Origin of the sequence: Arthrobacter parietis, from assembly GCF_039530425.1 — a bacterium.
Classification (GTDB): Bacteria; Actinomycetota; Actinomycetes; order Actinomycetales; family Micrococcaceae; genus Arthrobacter_D; species Arthrobacter_D parietis.
The window spans coordinates 115669-139062 of record NZ_BAAAON010000010.1 but is presented as its reverse complement, the minus strand read 5'-3'; the positions used below and the strand labels follow the sequence as shown (position 1 = coordinate 139062).

Below are 23394 nucleotides of genomic sequence, written 5' to 3'. Positions count from 1 at the left end.
GGACGAGAAAAGGGACAGGTCATGCCAGAAGAGAGCACCGTGACAATCGGTTTAGGAGCACTGGCGCCGGCGGAGGTTGTTGCCGTGGCCCGGTACGGTGCGCGGGTGGAGCTCGGCGACGACTCGCTGTCTGCCATGCAGGACAGCCGCTCGGTGATTGATGCGCTCATCGATGATCCGACACCCCACTACGGCGTGTCCACCGGCTTCGGCGCCCTGGCAACCAAACACATTCCCGTCCAGGAGCGCACGCACCTGCAGCGCAGCCTCATCCGCAGCCACGCGGCGTCGTCGGGCGCGGAAGTCGACCGCGAGGTGGTGCGCGGGCTGATGCTCGGGCGGCTCTCCACCATGGCTACCGGCCGGACCGGCGTGCGGCCGGTCGTCGCGCAGACCTACGCGGACCTGCTGAACGCAGGCATCACTCCCGTGATCGGTGAATACGGGTCGCTGGGCTGCTCCGGCGACCTCGCTCCCCTATCCCACGTGGCGCTGGCCCTGATGGGCGAGGGAGAGGTAAGGAACGACGACGGCGCGCTGCTGCCCGCCGCCGAGGCGCTCAGTGCCGCCGGAATCACCCCGGTCGAACTGCGCGAGAAGGAGGGCCTCGCCCTCATCAACGGCACCGACGGCATGCTGGGCATGCTCGTTCTCGCCTCTGCGGATCTGCACCGGCTGCTGCGGACCGCTGACCTTGCAACGGCAATGAGCGTGGAGGGCCTGCTGGGAACCGACAGTGTCTTCGCGGAGGATCTGCACCAGCTTCGGCCGCATCCCGGACAGATTGTCTCCGCGGCGAACATCCGTCGCGTGCTTTCCGGGTCGCGCCTCATCGGCGAACACGCCTCTGATGAGCGCAAGGCACACCGGTTCACGCGGGTCCAGGACGCCTACTCGCTGCGCTGCGCGCCGCAGGTTCACGGGGCCGCGCGGGCAACGCTGGCACACGTCGAGTCCGTCGCGGCGATCGAGCTTGGCTCCGCCATCGACAATCCGGTGGTGACCGTTGACGGCCGCGTAGAGTCGAACGGCAACTTCCACGGCGCGCCGATCGGCTATGCGTTGGACTTCCTCGCGATCGCCGTTGCGGACCTCGCGTCCATGAGCGAACGCCGGACCGACCGGTTCCTGGACAAGAGCCGAAGCCACGGGCTCAATCCGTTCCTCGCGCATGATCCGGGTGTTGACTCCGGGCACATGATCGCCCAGTACACCCAGGCCGGCATTGTGTCCGAGCTCAAGCGCCTGGCTGTTCCGGCCTCCGTCGATTCCATCCCGTCCTCCGCAATGCAGGAAGACCATGTGTCAATGGGCTGGTCCGCCGGTTTGAAGCTGCGGCGGGCGCTGGACGGACTGACGCGCGTGGTGGCGATCGAGCTGCTGACCGCGGCCCGCGCGCTGGACATGCGCGACGGCGGCATCAGCACCTCCTACAGTTCGCCCGCCATCTCTGCGGCGCGGGCCGCGCTCCGGGAGGTGGTGGAGGGTCCGGGGACGGACCGGTATCTCGCGCCCGAAATTGAGGCGGTGCGGAAGCTGGTGGAGGCCGGGGCGGTTCTTGCCGCCGTCGACCGCGTGTTGGGCGAGCCGCTCGCCTAGGTAGTCCCCATTACTCCATTACCCCATCGCACGCGCAGTAATGGCGCTTTGAGTAACTCAAAGCGCCATTATGTGACTCCACACGCAGGAGGGTTGGGGGCGGATCCCCTACCAGCGATGAGCCACATCGATGACCAGCCGGGATGAGGTACCCGGCCCGTCGAGTGAAAAGACCCGGAACGGAAGGCGGGCGCGAACGCCGAGGCCAAACGTGGTGCGGCTCTCGAAGCTGTCCACGTAGGCCACCTGCCGGAAGGTTGTGAAACCGGCAACATTGACCGCTTCGGACCTGACGGCCGGACGGTAGGTTGCGTTGCCCCGTCCGTCCTGGGCCGGTGCGTTGACGGTCACCTGGATGTCGGCCCCACCGCGCAGCGGCGTGGCCAGGCCGGAGGTCCCGACGACGGCGCTTACGTACCGGACGGTGTAGCCGGCACCCTTGCCCCGAACATCGATCACGAGCCGGTCAAAACAGGCATGGCGGCCGGCCCGTGCGTTCACCACCGGGGCACTGGTCTGGGCCGTGCTGGTCTTGGCCAGTGAGCCCCAGGTTATTCCGCAGTAGGGAGCAGCGGAGGCGGAAGACGGCACTACCAGCCCGAACCCGATAATAAGTAGCAGGCTCGCCAGCAGCGCACGGAGTGTGTGCATGATGCACCACCTTTCAAAGAAGTAGGTGGGATCATCGTAGGGCCGCGTTTCCGGGGAAGATCCGGTCTGTGAACCATCGGCGCCCAACCGTTACGGGCGGCGCATGTGCCGGATGTTCACCGGGCTTTTCGGCGGTAAATCGCAATCATTCGGACACCGCAATGACACCGTGTGTGTTGCGGGATCCTGTGTTGCTTCTGCTGGGTTTACGCAGGGTTCTAGGCTGGCTGCGGCGTCATGCGTAGGACCAGACGCATGGCTGGTTCTGCGAGCCGTGCCGCAATTGGACCAAGGATGGCCATTAGCAGCACGTAGGCCGTTGCCAGTGCAGCAAGCTCGTCTGTGATGGCTCCGGACGCCACGGCAAGGCCGGCAATGACGATGGAGAACTCGCCGCGGGCGATCAGCGCTGCACCTGCGCGCGCACGGCCCAACTTGCCGACACCCTGCCGTTTCGCCGCCCACCAGCCGGTTGCCACTTTGGTTGCAGCCGTGATGGCGGCCAGGAGCAACGCGTAGCCGAGCACCGGAGGAATGGTCGCGGGGTCAGTATTGAGTCCGAACACCACAAAGAAGATGGCTGCGAACAGATCGCGCAGTGGTTCCAGGAGGCGGGTGGCATTGGTGGCAGTGGCCCCCGAGATCGCAATGCCGAGCAGGAAGGCGCCGACGGCGGCTGAAACCTGCATCGCCGCTGCAAAGCCCGCGACAAGCAGCGCACCGCCGATCAGCGTCAGCAGGAACACCTCGCGGTCCTTGGAGTCAACGATGGCGGAAACTGTGCGGCCGAAGCGGAGCGCGATCACCAGGACGATGGTGACCACCACCAGCGACACGCCGACTGCCTGAAGCCCGCCGGCAAAGCTGACCCCCGCGAGCACCGTAGTGAGGATGGGAAGGTAGATGGCCATTGCGAGGTCCTCGAAGACCAGCAGTGACAGGATGACCGGGGTCTCACGGTTCCCGAGGCGCCCCAGGTCCGTCAGCACTTTGGCGATGATGCCCGACGACGAAATGTACGTCACTCCGCCGAGGACGAGTGCTCCGACACCGCCCCAGCCGAGCATGAGGGCAACAATCGCGCCGGGCAGGAAATTCAGCAGGATATCGAGGACTCCCGCCATCCATGACTGTTTCAGGCCGGTCACCAGTTCGCCGGCGGTGTATTCCAGGCCAAGCAGCAGGAGCAGGAGGATGACCCCGATCTCACTGGCTATCTCGCTGAACTCCTCCAGCCCGTCCAGCTCGACAAAACCGCCCTGCCCGAAGAACAGCCCTCCGATCAGGTAGAGCGGGATGGGCGAGAGACCGATCCGCCCGGCGAGCCTTCCGAGGATACCGAGGCCAAGGAAAACCGCTCCCAGTTCAATGAGGACCAGCGCGCTGTGATTCTCCACGGGCGGCTCAGCCGCCGCTAAGAATCTCGGCCGCGGCGTCGAGCCCTTCGGAGGTTCCAACGGCCACCAGCAAGTCGCCGGCAGCCAACGTGAAATCCGGTGTGGGCGAGGCCTGGACCTGCCCTCGCCGGAGCACCGCAACCAGCGAGACGCTGGTGCGCGTGCGCATCTTCGTGTCACCGAGTTTGCGTCCGTCATACGGGGAGTCGACATCGATGAGGAATTGCCGGGTGTTGACCCCCGGCAGATCCCGGTGGTCTTCCGTCAACTGCGCCACAATCTCGTGGGATCCGAGCAGGTTACCCAGCGCAGAGGCCTCCTCGGCAGTCAACGGGATCGATGCCAGACACGCATCGGGATCATCGGCACGGGACACGATCAACTCCGTCTCTCCGCTGCGCTGGGTGACTGTGCCGATCCGGCGGCCCGACGCCGTCACAATGTCCTTGCGCACGCCGATTCCGGGCAGCGGCGTCTCTTCAACCTTCATGGTTTTACTCTAGACCCGCCGGTGCACTCGGGATGCTCAGGATTCCTGATTCAGCGTCCGGCGGCGAGCGCTGAGGCGAGAGACTGGCCGGCGGCGGCTCCTGCTCCAGTGCCGGTGATGAGCCCGGCCGACAGTTCGGCAATGGCCGACGACGTCTGGAACCCGTAGCCGCCCTGGCCCGCCAACCAGAAGAATCCCTCGGCTTCCGGATCGAATCCGACAACCGGGAGACCGTCTGCCACCTGGGTCCGCAATCCTGTCCAGGCGCGCATCACGCTCCCGATTCCGAGTGTGGTCATGGAATCAAGGCGAGCGATCAGTGCCTCCAGGTCCTCGGGACGCGGCTGTGCGTCCTCCGGCACGCTCGGGACCGTCTCGGCAGGTGAGATGAGGAGGCCGTCGTCGTCCCTGCGGAAATAGAAACTGTCATCCGCCGCCGCTACCATCGGCGAATCGGGGGCGGGGATATTGTCTGCGCCGACAACCGCTGCCGTCCGTCGGTAGGGCCGCATGCCCTGTGTGGCCACACCGGAGAGGACAGCCAGTTCATCAGCCCACGCGCCTGCCGCATTGACGACGACGGCGGCGTGCACTGCCTGCGAACCGGCACCGACTTCCCAGGCCGTCCGGAGCCGCTGGACCGAGTGAACGCGCGCGCCGGTCATGATCCTGGTGCCGCCTGCCTCCGCTGCCGACCGGTGATGATCCAGCAGGACGTCCGTGTTGCAGCCGACCGCCGTGGTGTCGAGTCCGGCGGCGTTGTAACCCTGCTGCCGGGCGGCCGGCTCGATTTGCGGACAAAGCTGCACTGCTTCTTCCCATGGGAGGCGTTCCATGGCGCCGCTGGCTCTGGCAGCGACGTCGTTGTCCGAACCGATCAGCATGAAACTGCGGGGAGTGAGCACCGGCGAGGGTAGCTCATCTTCACGTTCCCGGATGAGCTGAAGCGTCCGTGCGGTGAGTTGCTGGATCGCCTCGGGCCCGTAACTGGGGATGAGCTGCCGGGCCGACCTCGAGGAGGTGTGGTACGCGAGGGAATGTTCCGCCTCGACGAGGATGATCCTCAACTGGGCCCGCTGGTCCGATGCCAGCGCGGCCGCGAGCGAGAGCCCCGCGATACCGCCGCCAACAATCACAACGTCCGCAGTCTCAGTCATTGCGCTCCTTCGTTCCGCTTCCATGGCGCTTTCACACCAGCCACAGCTACTCCAGTGCGACGCACAGGACTGAGGCGTCATCGGCCGATTCGCCGATCTCATCCTGTGTGGTCCGCAGCATCAGCATAAGCTCCTGCGCGCCCATCGGAGTCTGTACAGCCTCAAGGAAATCCGCCGGGCCGCTGACCAGCCCGAGGTCCACCGCCCGCCACGCGCCGTCGGATGCCAGCGCCACGGTATGGGCAGGCCCGAGCGTGACCAGCCGGGCGTGTTGCGCCGCTGCCGGTTCACGGCGTGCAACCCAGACCCCTTCCGGCGTGTTTCGCTCCAGCCGTGCCCGGCGCAATTCGTCACGCGATGACGGTCCGTCGAGGGCCTGCCCCACGTGTCTGACCTCCCCGTCATTGAGGGCCGCCACCACGTGGCAGTCGGCGAGGCTGAGGACCGAGAGGGCGCCGTCGTCGTCGGTTGTGACCAGGGAGACCGCGGCGCTCGGGAAGCGCTGGGATTCCGGTCCCACCAACTGGTGGCCGAGCTCGTCCACTTTCGCCAGCGCGGCGGCCAGAACGGCGCGGGGGTCCTGTGGTCCGGCGCTTTCCGCCAGCGCCAGCCCCAGGACCTGCGCATACCAGGAAGGGTTCGACGCGCCGGGGAGATCGAGTTCGTCGAGCAGCGACGTTGCGCCGTCGATCATCCAGGCGGCGTTGGCGCGGTATCCGCATGCGTCTTCCATGACGTGGTTGTCACCCTCGGTCTGGACCCGCGAGACATGTGTGAATTTCATCGGCAAGGCCCTTCGTCGATCAATATGTCATCGGCGAGAACGTCCTCGAGGATGCGGATCCCCATCGTGTGGAAGGCGGGATTGTCATCGGATGTTGCTGCCATGGCTGCGGCGATACAGAGCGCCCAACCGCGTGCCCGCTGCCAGGTCGCGGAATCCACAGACCGTTCCCTGGTGACCGTCTCGATGAAGGTACGCCTTCCAATGCGGTCGAAGACGAGCCAGGCCGCGGCGAGGTCCGTGGCGGGGTCCCCTGCCGTCAGGTCGCCGAAGTCAAGGACGCCGGCGAGCCTGCCCTGCGGATTCAGGACGAGGTTCGCTGCGTGCAGGTCGCCGTGCAGCCACAGCGGCGGTCCGGTCCACTCGGGTTGGTCCCGCAGGACCCGCCAGAGGTGCAGGAGTTCCTCGGGCTGGCCGGCTGCGGCGATTCGCTCCTCCACAACCGCGCTCCGTGTGGACAGTGGTACTCCGCGGACCGTATTTCGTGGGGCGTCAGCCGGTGCCGGGCGGTGGAAAGCGTTCACGAACCGTGCCAGATCGGCGGCCGCGTCGAACCTGTGCGCTGCTTCGATGTCAGCCGCCACGGTCCCCTTCAGCCAGCGCGTGATGGACCAATACCACGGAAAGTACGACGACGGCGTGCCCGTCCGCACCGGAAGAGGCATGACAGTCGCGAGGCCCCGGCTCACTTCCGGCAGCCAACGCTGCTCGTTGCGGATGAGCTCCGCCGCCGCCTGCCGCCGCGGAAGGCGGACAGCGAGCTCGTCACCGAGCCTGAAGATCACGTTGTCCCAGCCGTTGGCCACCTCCAAGAGCGGCAACTCGGCGAAATCAGGGTGCTGGTCAGCGAGCAGGCGCATGACCAGGGCGGCGGTGACGTCCACCTCTGCTGGCGGCATTCTGGTCACGTTGTCCTCACCGCTGAACCTGATCTTCTGCTGATGCCGGCTAGCCCTCAACCCCGAGGCGTTCGAGGATGAGTTGACGAACTCGCCCGGCGTCTGCCTGGCCGCGGGTGGCCTTCATGACCCCGCCCACAATTGCTCCGACTGCCTGCAGCTTCCCGCCACGGATCTTCTCCGCGACATCGGGCTGCGCGGCAAGGGCGCCGTCAATCGCTTCGAGGAGGGCGCCGTCGTCTGACACGACCTCAAGGCCGCGCTGCGAGACTACTTCGGTGGGCGTGCCTTCGCCGGCGAGGACGCCGTCGAGCACCTCCCGGGAGAGCTTGTCGTTGATCTTGCCGGCGTCGATGAGGCCCTGCAGTTCCACGATCAGCGCAGGGGTTACGCCCAACTCGGCGGGTTCAACATCAGCGACCTTGGCTCGGCGGGAGATCTCACCCATCCACCATTTGCGTGCGGTTGCAGGCTTGACGCCGGCAGCGATGGTCTCCTCAATGGCGTCCATGACACCGGCGTTCACCACATCGCGGAACTCAGCGTCCGAGTAACCCCAGTCGGCCTGGAGGCGCTTGCGACGTGCGGCGGGAGGTTCAGGGAGCTCGCTGCGGAGCTTCTCGATCCAGGCGTCGTCGGTAACCACGGGCACCAGGTCAGGTTCCGGGAAGTAGCGGTAGTCGTCGGCATCGGACTTGGGGCGCCCCGCCGTCGTCGACCGTGTGTCCTCGTGCCAGTGGCGGGTTTCCTGCGTGATGGTGCCTCCGGCGTCGAGCACTGCGGCGTGGCGCTGGATCTCGTACCGGACAGCGTGCTCAACGGCACGCAGTGAATTGACGTTCTTCGTCTCGGTGCGGGTGCCGAACTTCTCCTGGCCCTTGGGCTTGAGGGAGACGTTGGCATCGCAGCGGACGTTGCCGCGCTCCATTTTTGCGTCGGAAACGCCGAGGTTCTTCACGATCTCGCGGATAGCTGCCACGTAGGCCTTGGCCAGTTCCGGCGCGCGCTCGCCAACGCCGACGATCGGCTTGGTGACGATTTCCACGAGGGGTACGCCGGCGCGGTTGTAGTCGACCAGCGAGAATTCGGCGCCCTGGATGCGGCCGGTGGCGCCGCCCATGTGCGTCAGCTTGCCGGCGTCCTCCTCCATGTGGGCGCGTTCGATCTCGATGGTGAACACGGTGCCGTCGGCGAGCTCGATGTCGATGGAGCCGTCGTAGGCGATTGGCTCGTCATACTGCGAGGTCTGGAAGTTTTTCGGAGTGTCCGGGTAAAAGTAGTTCTTCCGCGCGAAGTGGCATTTCTCGGCGATTTTGCAGCCCAGCGCCAGGCCGATCTTGATGGAGGATTCGACGGCTACCCGGTTGATGACGGGCAGAACGCCGGGAAGCCCAAGGTCGACCGGTGTGACGTTGGTGTTGGGTGTGTCTCCGAAGGCGTTCGGCGCTGAGGAGAACATCTTGGTGCGGGTGTTCAATTCAACGTGCACCTCGAACCCGAGGACTGGATCGAACTTCTCCATGGCCTCGTCGAAGGACAGAATTTCGGCGGTTGCAGTGCTCATTTACTTCACTCCAGCGATCTCGGGTGCCTGTGCCAGCAAAGGTCCGCCCCAGGTGTCTTCCAGCAGCGCTTCCAGTGCGGCGCCTGCCCGGTAGAGCCGTGCATCCTGGCGCGCGGGGGCGAGGAACTGGATGCCCACCGGCAGTCCGTCAGCCAGGCCTCCGGGTACTGAGATGCCCGGCACGCCGGCCATGTTCGCAGGGATAGTGGCGACGTCGTTCAGGTACATGGCGAGCGGATCGTCCAGCTTCTCCCCCAGCTTGAAAGCCGTGGTGGGAGTGGTGGGCGAGATAAGAACGTCTGCCTGAGTGAAGGCGGCGTCGAAGTCCCGTTGGATCAGGGTGCGGACTTTCTGTGCGGAGCCGTAATAGGCGTCGTAGTACCCGGCGCTCAGTGCGTAGGTGCCAAGGATGATGCGGCGCTTCACTTCGTCGCCGAAGCCGGCTGCGCGGGTGGCGCCCATGACGCGCTCAATCGTGGGAGCGCCGTCGGGCACTACACGCAGACCGAAGCGGACACCGTCGTACTTTGCAAGGTTGGATGAGGCTTCCGAAGGCATGATCAGGTAGTAGGCGCCCAGCGCGTACTTGAAATTGGGGCAGGAAACCTCGACGACGTCGGCACCCGCTTGGCGCAGCAGGTCCAGTGCTTCAGTGAAGCGTGCCTGGACGCCGTCCTGATAACCCTCTCCCTGCAATTCCTTGATGACGCCGATGCGCAGGCCCTTGACGTCCGCGTTGCGTGCAGCCTCGGCTAGAGCGCCGACGGGATCAGTCAGCGAGGTGGAGTCGTGTGGATCATGGCCGCCGATGACCTCGTGGAGGAGTGCGGCGTCCAGCACCGTGCGGGTGACGGGGCCGATCTGGTCGAGGGAGGACGCCATGGCGATGGCACCGTAGCGGGACACGCCACCGTAGGTCGGCTTGACGCCGACGGTTCCGGTCACGGCACCGGGCTGGCGGATGGAACCGCCGGTGTCGGTTCCGAGCGCCAACGGCGCTTCGAAGGCGGCGACGGCGGCCGCTGACCCGCCGCCGGAACCGCCGGGGATGCGGTCGAGGTCCCACGGGTTGCGGGTTGGACCGTAAGCGGAGTGCTCCGTGGAGGAGCCCATGGCGAATTCGTCCAGGTTGGTCTTGCCGAGGATCGGCATCTTGGCGTCGCGAAGGCGCCGGACGACAGTGGCGTCATAGGGGCTGTGCCAGCCCTCGAGGATTTTCGAGCCGGCGGTGGTTGGCTGGCCTTTGGTGACGATGAGGTCCTTGACGGCAATAGGGACGCCTGCGAGCGGATGCATCGTATCTCCAATTGACCGCTCCTTGTCCACCTCGGATGCCACACGGAGGGCTTCATCAGTGTTGACGTGGAGGAACGCGTTGATCGCCGGATCCACTTCACCGATGCGATCGAGGTGAGCCTGGACAGCTTCCGCTGCCGACACCTCGCGGGAGGAAAGCTTGTCGGCGAGCTGGGCGGCGCTGAGCCTGGTGAGATCGGTCATTTCTACTCCTCGTCCAGGATTGCGGGGACCTTGAAGCGGCCGGCTGCGTTGTCCGGGGCGCCGCTGACAGCTTCCTCGTTGGTGAGCGTTTCACCGATGACGTCATCGCGGTAGACATTGCTCAGCGGAATGGGGTGGCTGGTTGCGGGAACGTCATCACCGGCAACTTCGCTGACCGTCTTGATGGAGTCGACGATGACGGAGAGCTCGCCGGTCATCCGGTCCAGCTCCTCGCCGGTCATGTCGATGTGGGCAAGCCGTGCCAGATGCGCGACGTCCTCACGGGTGATCTCGGGCATGTTTCTCCAGGATCTCGAGATGGCTGGGTTTCGGGTTCTAGTCTACGGGCGGGAGGTGACAGTCCTGTCCGGTTGCAGCCCAAGCCTGAAGACCCATAGCTGGATGTCTTCGTCGCGCACCCACCAGTCACGGCCTGGCACGCGTTCGAACCCCAAGGATTCGTACAGTCGGTGTGCCCGCACCATGTCGGAGCCACTGGTCAGGCTGACGGCGTCGATGCCGTCCAGGGCGCGCGCGTAGTCAATGATCCACTCGACCATCCGGCGCCCAAACCCACCACGCTGGACGGCGGGATCCACAGCGAGCATGCGGAACTCCAGCTCCCCCGCGAGTGCGATGTCGGTGTAGCGCTGACCCTCGAACGTAATGGCAAAGGAACCGACGACTACGCCGTCCTCCTCCCCTACCCATACCTCGGCGTGTTCGGCCCTGTGCTCGATATCGGAGAGAATCTGCACGTAGGGGTGGTCTGGGTCGCTGAAGTAGCCGGCGTGAATGTAGGCGTCCCGGGTGATCCGGCGGACGTCGTCGTAATCTGCTGCAGTGACGCGACGGATAGTGAAGGGCATAACGCAAGCCTTGTCGTAGAGTGGGCGGATCTGAAGCGGGCGGAAGATCCGCCTATCTATTGTGACGCACCCGGTTCTTATTACCGGGCTTCCTGGATGAAAGCCGAGGCGCCCTCGCCACTGAATTCATTACGGTCAACCGGACGGCCTGAGACGCTTCCGATGTTGGTGAGGCGAGCTAACGGTTTATCCCGTTACCCACAGCCCCTTTCTTTCGAAGATGTCTTCTAATAGAATAAAGTATGAGCCTGACAGCCGCACTCGACGCCCTCCCCGGCGAACGGCTGCGCGCTCTCCCAGCCTTCGGATTCGATGATCCGGCCGGTTGCTCCGAACCTTCGATCAGCGAGCTGAAGCAGCTCCTGGCCGCGTACACCTCGCGTTTGGTGGCCGAGTTCGCGGAAATGGGACAGGACCAACTCGCCGAGCATTTGACCGGAATCGAGGATCTGTCCCGGACGGTCGAGTACCTTCAGCTCGTTGCGGCAACGGCAGTGGATCGCAGCAGCGCCGCAGCGGGCGGCAAGCCCGCCGACACCAACAACACCACGACCGACGACGACGGGACCCCCACCGGTGGTGGTGCCGGTTTCGCGTTCGGTTTGTCCGGTCAGTCCGGTGGGCGTTCGGCCTACCGGTGCACCGCCGAATACCTGCAGGACCGGTTACGGATCAGCAGAAGCGAAGCCAACCGCCGGCTCCGCCTCGGCGCGAAACTCATCCCCCGCACCACCCTCACCGGAGAACCCCTACCCGCCGCCTGTGCACACCTCGCAGCGGCGGTCTCAGCCGGAGTGGTGTCCGGCAAAGCAGCCACCATGATCAGCAGCGCACTGGACCGCGCACAGTTCACCACCGAACCAGCCGTGCTCAACACGATCGAAGCCCAACTCACCGCCAGCGCCACCCGCTTCGATCCCGATTTCCTCACCAAACTCATCGGCCGCGTCGAAGCACACCTGGACCCCGGCGGACCGGAACCGAGCGAGAAGGAACTCACCGCCCGCCAAGGCGTATTCCTCCGCGGCAAAAAACGCGGCCTCCACCTACTCGACATCGCCGCCACCGATGAACAATACGAATACCTCACCACCATCATGAACACCGCCACCAACCCCCGAACCACCAACCCCGGAGACAGCGGAAGCGACGGGCGCGGCAATCGAGACCAGAACCCGCGCCCAGCTGCTCCTGGACGGACTCGTCGGAGCCTGCCAACTAGCCCTGGCCACCGACAAACTCCCGGCCACCGGCGGACAGCGGCCACAAGTCCTCGTCACCATCGACTACCAAACACTCCTCGGCGACCTCGAAACCCGCACCGGAGTGTTTTCCCCCGCCACCGGTACGTCCACCGGCACTTCTGCTGGCCCATCCGCCACCGGACCGTCGACCGGCGCCTCTTTCTCCTCAGCCGGCGGCGCTTCGCTCGCCTACACCGGGCCCGTCAACGCACGCACGGCCCGCAAAATCGCCTGCGACGCCGACATCATCCCGGTCGTCCTCGGCGGACAAGGCGAAATCCTCGACCTCGGCCGCCCACAACGGCTCTTCACAGCCAAACAACGCAAAGCCCTCATCGCCCGAGACCAAGGCTGCGCCTTCCCCGCCTGCACCATGCCTGCCCACTGGACCGAAGCCCACCACATCCAACCCTGGTCACACGGCGGAACCACCAGCACCGACAACGGAATACTTCTGTGCAGCCACCACCACCATCTGATCCATCAAAACGAATGGACCATCCAGATACCGGACCGCCTCCCCTGGTTCATCCCACCCCCACACCTCGACCCACACCAACAACCCCAACGCAACCACTACTGGACACTCTGCTGAACAATCGCACCCGGCTGGAAAGCAGACGGCCGAGCAATCACGCGGCTGAGCGATCACGCGCGAGTAGCAGAGGAGCAGTCCCCAGACCTGTCATTTACAGCTATTGCGGCCGGCTGATGCTGCCTGCAACCATGATGACGTGCAGCCTGAACCAGTCTCTCCACCCGATCTCTCAGCAGTCAGCCTCATGTGGAACGCTTATGCCCAAGCACATCCTGAAGCAGTAGCTGCCTCGCCCGAATACACGGTTGATCACTTTGGTGATTCGAAGTGGTTGGCCGACGAGCTCCTGAGCCTGGTCATCGGCGGTCGGAAGCGGGCTACCGCGGATCTCGTCGCTGAATTCCTGGCACGCGGTGACGAGCTACCGCGCATCGGTTCCCACTGGGTCGCGTGCGACAGCGAAGGAAACCCCCGCATCATCATCCGCAGCACTGGCCTTCGTGTTGGCCCTTTCACCAGTGCTGACGCGGCCTTCGCCGCCGACGAAGGCGAAGACGACGGAACCCTGGCAAGCTGGCAGCGTGAACACCGGCGCTACTTCACACGGGTCAGCGCCGCTAGCGGCCGGCGATGGTCAGAGGATGACGAGATTATCTTCGAGCGCTTTGCTGTCACCTGGCCACCGGAACACGCTGACTGATTCCGGTGAAACCCGCTGACTCCCGGCGGACTCCGGCACTCCAGCACTCCGGCGATCCGGCGATCCGGCGATCCAGCGATCCAGCGATCCAGCGATCCAGCGATCCAGCGATCCGACATATCGTCGACACGGCGAAACGGTCCTAAAGAGTCAACTTGTAGACGTGCAACGCAAATGTATCGGACAAGAGAAAGTTCCGGGCAGGAACTCGGACAAAGTCCATTGACTCGTACAACTTGTGCTGTCCATCCATGTTCGGTGCGATGGTCAGGACAACCGCCGACACGTCAGGATCCATGCGAGCCCGCTCGATCACGGCCGCCACCAGCGCGTGCCCGATCCCCTTGTGCTGTTCGCCGGGCTCAACTGCGAGCATCCGAAACTCGAGTTCACCGTCATGCGCGACATCGCTGAAATCACCGCCGGCCCTCGTAACAAAAACCGATCCCATAATTTTTCCGGCCGATTCCGCAACCAGTAATGATGACCCGGAGTACCCCTCCTCAATCGCCGCCAGGATGTGGTTGTATGCGTACTCATCGTCGATGTAGCCGGCATCCGAATAGGCGGCCACAGTGATACGCCGGATCTCTGCGAAATCGTTCCTGTCCGCCGACCTGATATTAATGTCCATGGACGCCTCCTCTTGCGTTGGACGAGCGATGATCTGAGTGTGGCAGACCAACGAACCGCGAGCGCCGGACGAATGCAACGATCAGATTAATTTAGCCGGCAGGCGCTCTCCGGTACCGCGTTCCGTCTGGGTTGCGCACGAGAAACCCGAAGTCGACAAGCGCACGCCGAAGAGTCGGGATGTCCCCCGTAACCGTCGCTATCAATAGGTTCACTGCCGGCTCATCCAGCTCCTGATCAAGCGGGAACAAGCGATCGGCAAGGTGCTCCAGCACCGCCAACCGGTCCTCCTGGCCCGCCGGCAATCCATCGAGTCTGCCCTCGTGAAAGAACCGGTCCACTCCCCGTGGCCGCGCACCCGCCGCAGAACCCAGTACGTCCTTGAACATCCCGTCATTGACGGATCCATCGCTCAACAGCAGCCCCGATTCAACGAGCTTCGAAAACTCCCTGGACCGGGCGCTGACGTCCTCACCAAGAATGGCCCGCGCATACGCTTCCCGAAGAGGTTCTGAAGCCAGCGTCGAAAAGACCTTCTGCCAACTGACCGTCATGTCCTGAGCTCCAGACGTTCCGTAACATCAATAACCGACTGCGGACCAGCCACTGTGAAAGCCGAGAAGCGCTCGGCTTCATCCGGCCCGCCATCGAGGACGGACGTAATGCCGGGCCGACGTACGGCCACGCCTGCTTCCTCGGCAATCAGCGCACCGGCCGCCCAGTCATGCTCGTTCAATCCTCGCTCGACATAAGCATCCAGCGTGCCGTCAGCCACCATGCACAAATCCAGAGCAGCCGACCCGATCCGCCGCAGATCACCGTGCCCCGCCAGCAGCTCACCCAGTTCACCCAGCTGCTGGGAACGCTGCCCCGGGTTGTAGGTGAAGCCACTCCCCACCAGCGTGCCCGGCCTGCCTTCAGCCGGACCGTGCAGCTGCCGCACGGCACCCCGTTCACGTACCCATGCTCCCTGCCCGTGCGATGCCCAGTACACCCGGTCCAGCGCAGGCGCATGAACGACGCCCGCCAGCCACACGCCGTCGTTGTCCACGGCTGCTACAGACGTACCGTAGTAGACGATGTTCCGGATGAAATTGGTGGTTCCATCAAGTGGGTCTATGGACCAGCGGACGCCGGAAGATGATCCTTCAGGCACGGTGGTCCCGTACTCCTCGCCGGTGATCGCATCATGCGGGCGGGACCGCCAGATCACATCACGGACGGCCCGCTCGGCAGCCGTGTCGAAAGCCGTCACCCAGTCACTGTCCGAACTCTTGTTCTCCGCCTGAAGCTCACCCTCACCGCGCTTCCGCAACACTGCCGCACCCGCTTCAGCGGCCTGCAACGCGACGTGCAGCAGTTCTGCCGGGCTGGCACTGGTATTCATACGCTTCCCTCCTCAAGCAGCTTCCGGAAACCGTCTTCATCCAGGACCGGCAGTCCAAGCTGCTCAGCCTTGTCCAGCTTGGTTCCCGCGTTCTCCCCCGCCACCACGTAACTGGTGTTCTTCGACACCGAACCCGACGCCTTGCCTCCGCGCTGAATGATGGCTTCCTTCGCTTCGTCACGGCTGAAACCCTCTAGAGAACCGGTGACGACGACGGTGAGCCCCTCCAGCGTGCGTGGCATGGACTCATCCACCTCATCCGCCATGCGAACTCCGTCTTCTGCCCACCGGTCGACGATCTCGCAGTGCCAGTCCTCCGCGAACCATTCCTTCAGAGCTGCCGCGATGGTTGGGCCGACGCCGTCGACATTGGCAAGTTCCTCTTCGCTGGCACCGCGGATCCGATCCATCGAACCGAATGCCGTGGCCAGTGCCCGCGACGCCGTTGGCCCGACATGGCGGATGGACAGCGCAACCAGCACACGCCACAGCGGCTGCGATTTGGCTTTTTCCAGCTCCGCGAACAGCTTCCGTGTGTTCGCGGTTGGTTCCGAAGGTTTCTTTGCTGTTCCACGCGTATAGAAATAGGGAACGAGTTCCTGGCCGCTGACCACCCCCTTGATCTTTTTGTCCCGAAGGATTCGCACATCGGCGAGCTTTTCGGGGGTCAGCCTGAACAGGTTCGCTTCGGTGGCCAGCGGCGGTTCGTGAGGTTCAGCGGGCTGGGTGAGGGCGATCGCCGCTTCCCAGCCCAGCGCCTCAATGTCGAAGGCACCGCGGCCTGCTACGTGAAAGACCCTCTCCCGCAGCTGGGATGGACAGGACTTTGCGTTGGGACAGCGGATGTCGACGTCGCCCTCTTTTGCAGGTGCCAACGGTGTCCCGCAGGAGGGACACTCGGTAGGCATCACAAACTCGTGGGGCGGCGGATCCTGCTTCGAGCGAAGCGCCACTACCGGACCGACAATTTCCGGGATGACATCGCCGGCCTTGCGGAGCACCACGATGTCACCGATGAGCACTCCCTTGGCCTTGACGACCTCCTGGTTGTGCAGTGTGGCCATCTCCACGGTGGAGCCTGCGACCTTCACGGGAACCATCATGCCGTAGGGCGTCACGCGCCCGGTTCGGCCCACATTGACCCGGATATCCAGGAGCTTGGTGTTCACTTCCTCCGGCGGATACTTGTACGCGACAGCCCACCGCGGCACACGAGAGGTGTGTCCGAGGGCCCGCTGCAGGGCGAAGCTGTCTACTTTGACAACAATCCCGTCAATTTCATGCAGCAGATCATGACGGTGCTCGCCATAGTGCTGAATGAAGTCGAGGACCTCCTGATAGGAACCGAGCACCTTGAAGTACGGCGAGACGGGCAGCCCCCACTGCTCAAGCAAGCCGTAAGTTTCCGACTGGCTTTCGGCTTGCAGACCCTCGCGCGCACCGATCCCGTGCACATACATGTCCAGCGGCCGCTGGGCAGTGAGCGCCGGGTCCTTTTGCCGAAGTGAACCTGCCGCTGCATTGCGGGGATTGGCGAACGGTGCCTTGCCTGCTTCAACCATCGACTCGTTGAGCTGGGTGAATTCCTTCGAGGGAAAGAACACCTCGCCCCGGATCTCCACCTCCGCCGGATGCTCGGAGCCCTTGAGCCTGCGCGGGATTGTCTTGATCGTGAGGACATTGTGCGTGATGTCCTCTCCGGTTGCTCCGTCACCGCGGGTTGCTGCCCGGACTAGTTCCCCGTTGCGGTAGAGAAGGTTGACCGCGAGGCCGTCAATTTTCAGCTCGGTCAGCCACGACACGCCGCTTCCCGGACGCTGCGACTCGATACTGGCCTCGGCACGCCGGACCCATGCCTCGAGCTCATCCGTGGAGAATACGTCTTCCAGGCTGTACATCCGTTGCAGATGCTGCACGGGCGAGAAGGCGGCAGACACATCCCCGCCGACCTCCTGTGTAGGGGAATCATTGGAGATCAGCTCCGGGTGCTCTGCCTCGATCTGTTCCAACCGGCGGAACAGATCATCGAACTCTGCGTCCGAGACCAGCGGCGCATTCTCGTTGTAGTACGCGAAACGGTGACGCCGAACCTCCTCAACCAGGCTGCCGTATTCCTCCTTCAGGGAGTCATCCGGCACCTCGCCGGCGGGCAGCTCGACGTTGGGACCTGCTTCGGAATGCGCATCGGCGTGTTGGTTCACTGTGGCCACGCTTCCTATCTTGCCCCAGACCTCCGACACTTGCCCGCGTTGAAGGATGGGGTCAACGCAAACGGCCCGCAGCCGAAGCCGCGGGCCGTTCAGCCGTCCGAAAGAACCTACGCGTTGGAGGTTGCTTCCTGATCCTGGCGGTTGCGCTGTACGGTTGCGCTGACTTCCTGCAGCTGGGCTGCAATCTGGGTCAGCTGCGCGCGGTGGGTTTCCCACTCGCCGCGGAAGCGCTCGGAATCCGGGCCAACCCAGGCTGTGTTGCCAAGCTGCTGCGTCAGCTGGTTGGCGGTCTGGTTCAGTTCTTCGGACTTCTGGGTAAGCAGCTGTGCCAGCTGTCCCATCTGCTCCGGGTTGTTACCGTGTGTAACGTTGCTCATTGTCCCCACCTTTCGTCTGTGGCGGTCCGGCATTTCCGGAACCGCCTGCCCAAGCCGGGATATCCCTCGCGGGCTCCCCTGCTGAGCGACCAACTACAACCTATCCAAGCCCGCTTGCCGGTGTCGATGGGGACCGCTCCCCAAGCAGCACTCCCCACGTACGGGCTGGATCGGCGTGTCAGTCCAGGCCGCCCATGGTTGTAGCGACCTGTAGCTTGTAGGCCTTTCCGCGGCCGATCACGTACCCGCGGCCCGGAATGAAGCGGTTTCCGGCCGTCCGTCCGAGCGACGTGTTCAGGAGCGTGTCGCCGTCGAGCTCGTTCGGGTTGAGCAGAAGCCCCCGCCTGCCCGACTTGAACGGACCGGACAGGTTCCAGGCGCTGGACCAGGTTGAGGTCTCAGCCTCCCCGACCACCCATTGCCCGGCTTTCACTGCAGCCTTCACCAGCGAGCCCAGCTCGAGTTCCGCCAGCGAATCGCTGAACTCCGTCAGTCCCTCGATAAAGAACGCCACCGATCCTTCGGCGCCGTCCGCCAAGGTTGCGAGCCGCGCTAGCTCCGGCTGTACCAGTGCCGCCGTTACATGGGCCTCGTCCCACAGCCCGAGCGACGCCACCGTCGATCGCCGCGCACCGAGGTAGATCCGCCTGACATTCGGCGACGACTTCTGCAGCGCCGCTGCCAGCGTCACGAGCGCGACGGTCCGCCCGGACCCAGGCGGGCCGGACACCATGAAGGCCCCGGTTGCAGCAACGGCTGCAGGCTCGAGGTTGAAGTCGTCGACGCCGATCACTGCTGAACCCGCCTGCGCCTCCGGCAGCACGTCCAGATCGATCGACTCCGGCAGGCTGAGCACGCCGGGCGCCTGCGGAACGCCCTGGCGCAGCATGGCATCACGCATGCGTTCGACCTCGCGAGCCTGGAGTTCCAGGTTGGCGTTGCCGCCGAAGACGGCGAGCTGCACCTCCAGCCCGTCGAGCAGCCCGCGCCCGGGTGGAGACGAGCTCGAAAGTACGTCGCGCGGCACCCCGAGGGTCGAGTAGTCGTCCTTGGCTGCCATCCGCAGGATGATCCGGCGGCTGATCGATGACGCCAACGACGGCGGCAGTGCATTGGTGCGTTCACCGGTCACGACAATGTGCACACCCATGGGACGGCCATCGGTCGCGATCTGCTGGAACAGTTCGAAGTGGCGCTCCCGCCCCTTGAACTCGTAGGTCTCCCGGAAGGTGGTGATGCCGTCGACCAGGAGCAGGATTCTCGGTTCGTCCGGCCGGCCAGCCAGCCTCCGGTACTCGGAGATACTTCCGGCCCGCACCTCGGCGAACCGGTCTGCACGCTCGGTGATGATTCCGCGCAGGTACCGGAGCAGCCTGCCGATCCGCTCGGAATCATCCCCGTCAAGGATCGCGCCCACGTGGGGCAACTGACCGAGCATCTGCAGCCCATTGGACGCGCAGTCAATGCCGTACACCTGCACCGGACCACCCCGCACCGTCACAGCACACCCGATGGCGAGTGTCCGCAGGGCGGTGGACTTGCCGGACCCACCGGATCCAAGGATCGCCAAATTCCCGTCGACATCCGGCTGGTAGAAGACCGTGGGCTGCTCCTGGTGCTCCGGATCATCAGTGACGCCAAGCAGCAGCGATTCATCGGTACGCGGGTTGGGCAGCTTCGAGAAGTCGTATGCCTCGGCCAGTTCGGCCAGCCAGGGCTTGCGCGGCGGTTTGATGCCAAGCTCCAGCGCCGCCTGGGAAACATTGCCCACGATCCGCGCGATGTCATTCGGCCCACCCGGCTCGGAGACAACCTCATCAGCTGCAGACTCCCACCTCGTGCCTGAGCCGAAATTCATCTCGACCACGTCGATGCGCGGACGCGCAGGCGCACGCGTGGTCCAGCCCCCCGCATAGCCCGTCTGGAAGCTCTGGATGCGGCCGGGCCCCGTCTTGGCAGCACCACGGCCCGGAATGGTGGGGCTGAAGTAGGCAGCCATCGGCGTCCCGAGGATGTCCTGTGAATCATCCGTGTCAGCCATCCGCAAAGCAATCCGGAGGTTGGTGTTGGCGCGCAGGTTGTCCTTGATGACACCGGACGGCCGTTGCGTTGCCAGGATCAGGTGCAGGCCGAGTGACCGACCGCGCGCCGCTATATCGACCACCCCGTCGACAAACTCCGGCACTTCGCGGGCGAGCGCCGCGAATTCGTCCACAACGATGACAAGGGAGGGCGGCGTCTCCGGATCCGCATCCCGCTCCATGGCCAACAGGTCCTTGGCCTTCTTGCGGTTGAACAGGTGTTCCCGGTAGTGCAGCTCGGCCCGCAGCGAGGTCAGCGCCCGCCGCACCAGGTGCGGCGACAGGTCCGTGACCAGCCCTACCGTGTGCGGCAACTTCACGCAGTCGGCGAACGCCGCTCCACCCTTGTAGTCGACAAACAGGAACGTGAGCCGGTCAGGACTGTACGCAGCGGCCATGCCGAGCACCCAGGACTGCAGGAACTCGGACTTGCCGGCGCCGGTGGTTCCCCCGACCAGTGCGTGCGGGCCCTCGGTCTTGAGGTCCAGGTACATCGGCTCGACGCCCTTCGAACCCACCAGTGCACGAAGCGATCCCTGGTGCTTCCGGTTGGGCAGCGCACGGGACGCCACCGAGTTATTCTCCGTCCAGCGGTCGGCGACCGCCGTCGTCGCCTCCACCAGTTCATGCCCCGCCAACGTCACGTAGGAGACTGCACGCGGAAGATCCGAATCATCCTCCACAGGCTTGCCGACGTCGACGACGGGAGTCAGCATCCGCGCCAGCTGCCCTGCCAGCTCAAGATCCACGCTTTCGCAGCTGACCGGCGTCGACAGTTCACCCAACCGCACCTGGCCGCTGACATTCGCCGCGTCGCCGTCGACAAAGAGGAAGTCGCGGCAGGCCGCCGGCAGCGCCGCAACCGTCCCGGCAACCCACACAACATGGACGCCGACGTCCGCTCCTGCCTCGGCAACTCTGGTCAGGCGGGCGCGGTCAACCGTGACATCGTCCTCCACGACCACGAGGACCGACGGCGTGACCGGCACAGGCTGTTCCACTTCCTTCGTGGGGTCCAACCGCCCGCGAAGCGCGACCCCCGAGCGTTCGGCAGCGCGGACCGAGACGAGGTCCTCCAGCCGGGACAACAGCAGTCCCGCCGCGGCCGGTCCGGCCGCCAGATGGTCACCGGTCAACGGGCTGTGGACTGAGCCGGTGTGCGGGAGCCACTGCAGCCAACCCCACCGTTCCTTCGACTGCACCGAGGTCAACGCAACAACGGTCAGCTCGGCCGGTGAATGCAGCCCGATCGCCTGGATGACCAGTCCGCGTGCTACGTCGTCAACGATCCCGCGTGCCCCAGCGACGCCCAGTGCGCCGGACAGACGGAGATTCGCCACGATGGGTACGTCGTCAATGTAGGCGTACTCCTCTGCGGCGTCGCGGATCTCCTCGGAGAACTCGGGCAGTGTGTCTGAGCCGGCAGGTTCAGACAGCTCGATCCGGGACGGTGCACGTCCGGTACCGAACCGCAGGCTCAGGAAGAAGTCGTGCTCCGGGCGGTGCGTCCACAGCAGTGGGCCCAGTTTGTAGACGGCGTCGACCGTGTCCGCCACCGAGGGCGCCTCGGCATGCCGGACGGCACGCTCTACTTTCCGTGTCCTTTCGATGTCGCTGCGGAAGAACGCCATCGAGTCGCGGAACTGCGCCACAGCCTCCCGGAAGGTCCGCTTGGCGTTGATCCGCTGGTCGAGGTAGCTGCCCACCAGGATCATCGGCATCATGAGAATGAAAATCAGACTGAACGGGCTGCGTGTAATGGAGAACATGATGGCGCCCAGCAGGATCGGCGCAATGAGCAGCAGGTAGGGGAAGCGCATGGGATTCGGCCGCCTCGGGCCCGCCGGAATCTGCTTGGGCTTTTCGACGAAGGCCGGTACAACGCGCGGCGAGCGGTTGAACTCTATGAGCGGGTTGGTGGGATCGGCGGAGTAGGCGCGGGTCAGCGGCACCACTGCAAGGGTGGTGTCTCCCAGCGTGATCTCATCCGCGCTGGTCAGGGTTGTCCGCTCCACCCTCGTGCCGCCCATGAGGAGGCCGTTCGCGGAGTTCGTGTCAATGATTTCAATGCCGTCGGCCACGTTGATCCGCGCGTGCCGCTTGGACATCATCGGATCGGCGAAGCGGATATCGCAGTTGCGGTCCCGGCCCAGGTAGCTGGCGCCGGCCGGCAGGGAAAATTCCTTGCCGGCGTCGGGCCCTGACAGAACCCGTAGCGTGGCGACCGCCGGCCCCCGGTCCTGTCCCGGCACGTTGAACTGGTCGCTGACCCGGCTGATAGTCACGGCGGAGCCGGGCCGCAGACCTGATTCAAACAGGCTGACGTCGGGATTGAGCGTTCGGCCGCGCATGCCGCCGGCAACGTAGGACTCCTCGACTGTCAGGGACAACTGACCAGGAGGTTCAGCCCCCGCACGCGCCGGATCAGCCACATACAGCTCGCGGGCAACATCGCTTACGGTAGCGAGCCCGTCCACGGTGACAGCGAGATCCTTCGCGGGGTCAGGATCACGCCGCAGGGTGAGGCGCAGCAACATGTCAGGAACACTCCGGGTGGTTGAGGTGGACGTCAGGACGGAACGGCGCGGACAGCTCAGTCCTCATCCGCCTTGCCCTTCATGGTTTCGAGCAGATCGAGGTCCTCGGGCGTGACCAGGTGCGAGGTCACGGCATGTTCCACCAGCCGGGCGCGCCGGTTGGTGGCGAGCTTGCCGCCGCCGCCGCGCAGGCCCACGACTCCCACCCGGTCCAGTTTGTCGCACACGTTGTCCAGCTTGCGGTTGAACTTGGTCAGCGCCCAGCCCAACCGTTGCGCAGCCGCCGCAGAGGATGGAATGGAACTGAACCCGGTCCCTTCACGGCGCAGCATCGGTTCAGCGAGCGCTACGATCAGCGCACGCTGCGAATCGGTGAAGCGAACCGGGCCGATCGTCGTTGTCCCGGAGCCGTCGTCGACCTGGCGCTCCTGGCGGAAGGCGGGGGTCTTGAGGTGCACGTCGAACTCGTAGGTAGTGGGGCCGGCCGTGAAGACAACGCGGGTCTGCCCGAAGACCAGCGGAATCCTGGCACCGGGCGCAACCCACGCCTGCATTCCGCCGGTGGTGTCCGCAACGGTGGCCGAGAGCATGGTGCCCACGTTATTGAGCCACCAGATTCCGTTCTGATGGGCAATCTGGAGGAACTTGCGGTGTAGGTACGGATTGTCGTCCACCTCAAGATCGCCTTCGCGACCGATGTTGAACGGCTCTCCGTCCTTCGGCTCATGCCACTCACCGCAATAATCTATTGCCAGTTCCCCCACGGGTATTCCCTTC

20 protein-coding genes and 1 pseudogene are annotated in these 23394 nt (G+C 64.7%); 4 read left to right on the top strand and 17 right to left on the bottom strand.

Features of this window, described 5'->3' with window-relative positions; genetic code table 11:
• The first annotated feature begins 21 nt into the window (after window positions 1-21).
• Window positions 22-1599, top strand: a complete 1578-nt coding sequence (gene hutH, locus ABFX19_RS15280; protein WP_346028840.1) for a histidine ammonia-lyase — start codon at window positions 22-24, stop codon at window positions 1597-1599.
• A 108-nt stretch (window positions 1600-1707) separates the two neighbouring features.
• Here the strand turns inward: hutH and ABFX19_RS15275 are convergent, their stop codons facing one another.
• From ABFX19_RS15275 to ABFX19_RS15230, 10 genes are all read right to left on the bottom strand, one after another.
• A complete protein-coding gene (locus ABFX19_RS15275; RefSeq protein WP_346028839.1) occupies window positions 1708-2250 on the bottom strand; it encodes an AMIN-like domain-containing (lipo)protein in 543 nt (180 codons plus the stop codon).
• A gap of 218 nt (window positions 2251-2468) precedes the next feature.
• Window positions 2469-3647 (bottom strand): cation:proton antiporter, encoded by a 1179-nt coding sequence (locus ABFX19_RS15270; protein WP_277358318.1) that lies wholly within the window; start codon window positions 3645-3647, stop codon window positions 2469-2471.
• A 7-nt stretch (window positions 3648-3654) separates the two neighbouring features.
• Complete coding sequence (locus tag ABFX19_RS15265; protein WP_277358317.1) at window positions 3655-4137, bottom strand: cation:proton antiporter regulatory subunit; 483 nt, start codon at window positions 4135-4137, stop codon at window positions 3655-3657.
• Window positions 4138-4187: 50 nt separating this feature from the next.
• A complete protein-coding gene (locus tag ABFX19_RS15260) occupies window positions 4188-5294 on the bottom strand; it encodes an NAD(P)/FAD-dependent oxidoreductase (protein ID WP_277358316.1) in 1107 nt (368 codons plus the stop codon).
• A 46-nt stretch (window positions 5295-5340) separates the two neighbouring features.
• Window positions 5341-6078 carry a glycosyltransferase family protein gene (locus ABFX19_RS15255; protein ID WP_277358315.1) on the bottom strand — a complete coding sequence of 246 codons (738 nt, stop codon included), beginning with the start codon at window positions 6076-6078 and terminating at the stop codon, window positions 5341-5343.
• On the bottom strand, window positions 6075-6977 hold the full coding sequence (locus tag ABFX19_RS15250; RefSeq protein WP_346028838.1) for an aminoglycoside phosphotransferase family protein: 903 nt from the start codon (window positions 6975-6977) through the stop codon (window positions 6075-6077). The genes ABFX19_RS15255 and ABFX19_RS15250 overlap by 4 nt, the downstream gene beginning before the upstream one ends.
• Window positions 6978-7026: 49 nt before the next feature.
• Window positions 7027-8541, bottom strand: coding sequence for an Asp-tRNA(Asn)/Glu-tRNA(Gln) amidotransferase subunit GatB (gatB, locus tag ABFX19_RS15245; RefSeq protein ID WP_277358313.1), 1515 nt, complete (start codon window positions 8539-8541; stop codon window positions 7027-7029).
• Complete coding sequence (gene gatA, locus ABFX19_RS15240) at window positions 8542-10041, bottom strand: Asp-tRNA(Asn)/Glu-tRNA(Gln) amidotransferase subunit GatA (protein WP_346028837.1); 1500 nt, start codon at window positions 10039-10041, stop codon at window positions 8542-8544.
• Window positions 10042-10043: 2 nt separating this feature from the next.
• Window positions 10044-10340: an Asp-tRNA(Asn)/Glu-tRNA(Gln) amidotransferase subunit GatC gene (gene gatC / locus ABFX19_RS15235; RefSeq protein WP_346028836.1), complete on the bottom strand. Its 297-nt coding sequence runs from the start codon at window positions 10338-10340 to the stop codon at window positions 10044-10046.
• 42 nt (window positions 10341-10382) lie between these two features.
• On the bottom strand, window positions 10383-10910 hold the full coding sequence (locus tag ABFX19_RS15230; protein ID WP_277358310.1) for a GNAT family N-acetyltransferase: 528 nt from the start codon (window positions 10908-10910) through the stop codon (window positions 10383-10385).
• A 242-nt stretch (window positions 10911-11152) separates the two neighbouring features.
• Between ABFX19_RS15230 and ABFX19_RS16120 the strand changes: the two are divergent.
• The 3 genes and pseudogenes from ABFX19_RS16120 to ABFX19_RS15215 all read left to right on the top strand — a co-directional run.
• Window positions 11153-12440 (top strand): annotated as a pseudogene (locus ABFX19_RS16120) (DUF222 domain-containing protein); the annotation flags it as partial.
• Window positions 12441-12527: 87 nt separating this feature from the next.
• Entirely contained in the window at window positions 12528-12749 is a 222-nt protein-coding gene (locus ABFX19_RS16115; RefSeq protein ID WP_428831063.1) for an HNH endonuclease, read from the top strand.
• A gap of 187 nt (window positions 12750-12936) precedes the next feature.
• Entirely contained in the window at window positions 12937-13392 is a 456-nt protein-coding gene (locus tag ABFX19_RS15215) for an ASCH domain-containing protein (RefSeq protein WP_346028921.1), read from the top strand.
• Between the two features lie 142 nt (window positions 13393-13534).
• Here the strand turns inward: ABFX19_RS15215 and ABFX19_RS15210 are convergent, their stop codons facing one another.
• The 7 genes from ABFX19_RS15210 to ABFX19_RS15180 form a co-directional block, all read right to left on the bottom strand.
• A complete protein-coding gene (locus ABFX19_RS15210) occupies window positions 13535-14026 on the bottom strand; it encodes a GNAT family N-acetyltransferase (RefSeq protein ID WP_346028834.1) in 492 nt (163 codons plus the stop codon).
• 91 nt (window positions 14027-14117) lie between these two features.
• Window positions 14118-14579 carry a DUF2087 domain-containing protein gene (locus ABFX19_RS15205; protein ID WP_346028833.1) on the bottom strand — a complete coding sequence of 154 codons (462 nt, stop codon included), beginning with the start codon at window positions 14577-14579 and terminating at the stop codon, window positions 14118-14120.
• Window positions 14576-15412: an inositol monophosphatase family protein gene (locus ABFX19_RS15200; protein ID WP_346028832.1), complete on the bottom strand. Its 837-nt coding sequence runs from the start codon at window positions 15410-15412 to the stop codon at window positions 14576-14578. Before ABFX19_RS15200 ends, ABFX19_RS15205 begins: the two co-directional genes overlap by 4 nt.
• Window positions 15409-17550, bottom strand: a complete 2142-nt coding sequence (gene ligA / locus ABFX19_RS15195) for an NAD-dependent DNA ligase LigA (RefSeq protein WP_346028920.1) — start codon at window positions 17548-17550, stop codon at window positions 15409-15411. Before ligA ends, ABFX19_RS15200 begins: the two co-directional genes overlap by 4 nt.
• A gap of 179 nt (window positions 17551-17729) precedes the next feature.
• On the bottom strand, window positions 17730-17999 hold the full coding sequence (locus ABFX19_RS15190) for a WXG100 family type VII secretion target (RefSeq protein WP_026544706.1): 270 nt from the start codon (window positions 17997-17999) through the stop codon (window positions 17730-17732).
• 178 nt (window positions 18000-18177) lie between these two features.
• Window positions 18178-22617, bottom strand: coding sequence for a type VII secretion EssC family protein (locus tag ABFX19_RS15185; protein ID WP_346028831.1), 4440 nt, complete (start codon window positions 22615-22617; stop codon window positions 18178-18180).
• Window positions 22618-22673: 56 nt separating this feature from the next.
• A complete protein-coding gene (locus ABFX19_RS15180) occupies window positions 22674-23381 on the bottom strand; it encodes a flagellar basal body rod protein FlgC (RefSeq protein ID WP_056548635.1) in 708 nt (235 codons plus the stop codon).
• Window positions 23382-23394: the final 13 nt, after the last annotated feature.

Coding starts and splice junctions, on each gene's coding strand:
- ABFX19_RS15200 (WP_346028832.1), bottom strand. CDS start 15,412: ATGAATACCAGTGCCAGCCCGGCAGAACTGCTGCACGTCGCGTTGCAG.
- gatB (WP_277358313.1), bottom strand. CDS start 8,541: ATGAGCACTGCAACCGCCGAAATTCTGTCCTTCGACGAGGCCATGGAG.
- ABFX19_RS15210 (WP_346028834.1), bottom strand. CDS start 14,026: ATGGACATTAATATCAGGTCGGCGGACAGGAACGATTTCGCAGAGATC.
- ABFX19_RS15215 (WP_346028921.1), top strand. CDS start 12,937: ATGTGGAACGCTTATGCCCAAGCACATCCTGAAGCAGTAGCTGCCTCG.
- ABFX19_RS15185 (WP_346028831.1), bottom strand. CDS start 22,617: ATGTTGCTGCGCCTCACCCTGCGGCGTGATCCTGACCCCGCGAAGGAT.
- hutH (WP_346028840.1), top strand. CDS start 22: ATGCCAGAAGAGAGCACCGTGACAATCGGTTTAGGAGCACTGGCGCCG.
- ABFX19_RS15190 (WP_026544706.1), bottom strand. CDS start 17,999: ATGAGCAACGTTACACACGGTAACAACCCGGAGCAGATGGGACAGCTG.
- gatC (WP_346028836.1), bottom strand. CDS start 10,340: ATGCCCGAGATCACCCGTGAGGACGTCGCGCATCTGGCACGGCTTGCC.
- ABFX19_RS15205 (WP_346028833.1), bottom strand. CDS start 14,579: ATGACGGTCAGTTGGCAGAAGGTCTTTTCGACGCTGGCTTCAGAACCT.
- ABFX19_RS15265 (WP_277358317.1), bottom strand. CDS start 4,137: ATGAAGGTTGAAGAGACGCCGCTGCCCGGAATCGGCGTGCGCAAGGAC.
- ABFX19_RS15260 (WP_277358316.1), bottom strand. CDS start 5,294: ATGACTGAGACTGCGGACGTTGTGATTGTTGGCGGCGGTATCGCGGGG.
- ABFX19_RS15230 (WP_277358310.1), bottom strand. CDS start 10,910: ATGCCCTTCACTATCCGTCGCGTCACTGCAGCAGATTACGACGACGTC.
- ABFX19_RS15250 (WP_346028838.1), bottom strand. CDS start 6,977: ATGCCGCCAGCAGAGGTGGACGTCACCGCCGCCCTGGTCATGCGCCTG.
- ABFX19_RS16115 (WP_428831063.1), top strand. CDS start 12,528: ATGCCTGCCCACTGGACCGAAGCCCACCACATCCAACCCTGGTCACAC.
- ABFX19_RS15255 (WP_277358315.1), bottom strand. CDS start 6,078: ATGAAATTCACACATGTCTCGCGGGTCCAGACCGAGGGTGACAACCAC.
- ABFX19_RS15275 (WP_346028839.1), bottom strand. CDS start 2,250: ATGCACACACTCCGTGCGCTGCTGGCGAGCCTGCTACTTATTATCGGG.
- gatA (WP_346028837.1), bottom strand. CDS start 10,041: ATGACCGATCTCACCAGGCTCAGCGCCGCCCAGCTCGCCGACAAGCTT.